Raw genomic sequence first — 2,285 nt, forward strand, 5'->3', positions numbered from 1 at the left:
TGGCTGGCTGGACCGGCGCGCGACCGAGCAGGTGGCCCGGCTGGGCCGGGCGATCGATCCGGAGCGTTTGTTCGCCCGGACCGGGCTGAATTTGGATGCCTCGCACACGGGGCCGAAGCTGATGTGGCTGACCGACAACGAGCCGGAGGTTTACGCGCGGGCCGCGTCGCTGCCTTCGGTGGGCGGCTACGCGGTGGCGTGGATGACCGGCCGGTCGATCCAGGACCACGCCAACTCATCCTCCTCGCTGCTGTATGACGTGGTGGCCCGGGACTGGAGCGATGAACTGATCGACGCGGCCGGGCTCGACCGGGCCAAGCTGCCCGAGATCGGCCGGGCCACCGACGTGGCCGGCACGCTGACCGCGGAGGCCGCGGCCGCGCTGGGCCTGACCACGCGGTGCGCGGTCGTGGTGAGCACCGGCGATGACCACGCCGCGTGCCTGGGCGCCGGGGGCGTCCGGCCCGGGGTGGTCGTGGACATCCTGGGCACGGCCGAGCCGGTCGGCGTCTCCAGCAGCGTTCCGGTCTTCGACGAGACCAAACTCGTCGAGACCCATGCGCACGCGGTCGACGGCAGCTACCTGATCGAGAATCCCGGCTTCGTCTCGGGCGGGAACACGCTGTGGTTTGCCAAGAACGTGCTCGGCATCGGCCAGCAGGAGTTCTTTGACCGCGCCGCCCAGTCCCGGCCGGGGGCCCGCGGGGTCCGCTTCATCCCGGCCCTGACCGGATCGATGGCGCCGCGCTGGAATGACGGGCTGCGCGGGACGTTCTCCGGGCTGTCGATGAACCATGACTCCGCCGACATGGCCCGGGCGATCATCGAGGCGAACTGTTTCGCGTTCCGGGACATCTATGACCGGATCGACGCGATGGGCCTGGCCCGGTCGGTCCGGGTCGTCGGCGGCGGGGCCCGCAGCGCGCTCTGGCTCTCGGCCAAGGCCACGCTCTGCGGGACCCCGATCAGCAAGGTGCTGACCGAAGAGACCAGCGCAACGGGTGGGGCACTACTCGCCGCCGTTGCCGCCGGCACCTTCGCCAGCCTCGAAACCGCCGTCGACGCCGTCGTGGAGCTGGATCCGGCCACCATCGATCCCGAACCGGCCCACGCCGAGGCCCTCGAATCGGCCTACCAGGAATACCGTTCCCTCTTCGACGCCGTCGAATCCATCTCCCGGAAAGAAACCCGCCATGACGCTCTCGTCTGACCTCGACCGCTACCTCTCCCACCCGCTGGTCGGCCTCGACCAGGTCGTCATCGGCCCCGACGTGCTGGACTCCGTCCGGGACATCGTCGCCGCACTGCCGGCACACAACACCATCGCGCTCCTGTCCGACGGGGACGAGTACACCACCGGCTCCGGCGCCTACCTCAAACCCGCCGTCACCGCCCTCCTGCAGACCCTCGGCACCGTGACCGCCGTGGTGCTGCCCGGCCACGTCCACGCCGACGAACCCACCGTCGCCGCCGCGACCGCCGGCTGCGCGGGTGCCGATGTCATCGTCACCATCGGCTCCGGCACCCTGTGCGACATCGGCAAGGTCGCCGCCGGGAACCGGCCCCACGTCGTGGTCCAAAGCGCCGCCTCGGTCAACGGCTTCGCGGACGACCAGTCCGTGCTGCTGATCAACGGCGTCAAGCGCACCGCGCACTCCGGCTGGCCCAGCGCCATCGTCGTGGACAGCGATGTCCTCGAGGGCGCGCCGGCGGTGCTGAACCGCTCCGGACTCGGGGACATGATCTCGATGTTCACCGCACCGGCGGACTGGTACCTCTCCTCCCTGGTCGACATGGACCGCGGCTTCTCCGCCGAGGCCGCGGGCATGACCCGCCGCCACGGCACCGAACTCCTGGCCCTGGCCGAAGGCGTCGGGTCCTCGGACCCGGAATCCCTGGCCACGCTGGCGAAGTTCGTGACCCTCTCCGGCATCTCGATGGGCGTCGCGGGACAGACCTCCCCGTCCTCGGGCATGGAACACGTCGTGAGCCACCTGCTGGACATGGCCAACACCGCCCGCGGCACGGACACCGCCCACCACGGCGCCCAGGTCGGCGTCGCGACCGTCGTCGTCGCCATTCTGTGGCGGACGATGAACGAACGGATCCGCGCCGGACGCCTCGGCACCATGCGGCTCCCGGACCCGGCCGAGGCCGAACGCACCGTCCGGGAAGCCTTCGACTGGATGGACGGGGCCGGCGCGACCAGCACCGAGTGCTGGTCCGACTACTCCAAAAAGCTCGAACACCTCCGCGCCGTCGACGCCGGCACCAAAATCCGCGAC

General features: G+C 70.6%; 2 protein-coding genes. Both read left to right on the top strand.

What is annotated here, in order from left to right:
* The coding region (locus AC1DZQ_RS22470; RefSeq protein WP_476965569.1) for a xylulokinase at nt 1-1,210 on the top strand (1,210 nt) is incomplete at its 5' end.
* Nucleotides 1,194-2,285 (top strand): iron-containing alcohol dehydrogenase (locus AC1DZQ_RS22475; RefSeq protein ID WP_476965570.1); only part of this gene is annotated, 1,092 nt, incomplete at its 3' end. The genes AC1DZQ_RS22470 and AC1DZQ_RS22475, both read left to right, overlap by 17 nt.

The sequence above is a fragment of the Arthrobacter sp. P1_C12_2 genome (assembly GCF_056406415.1).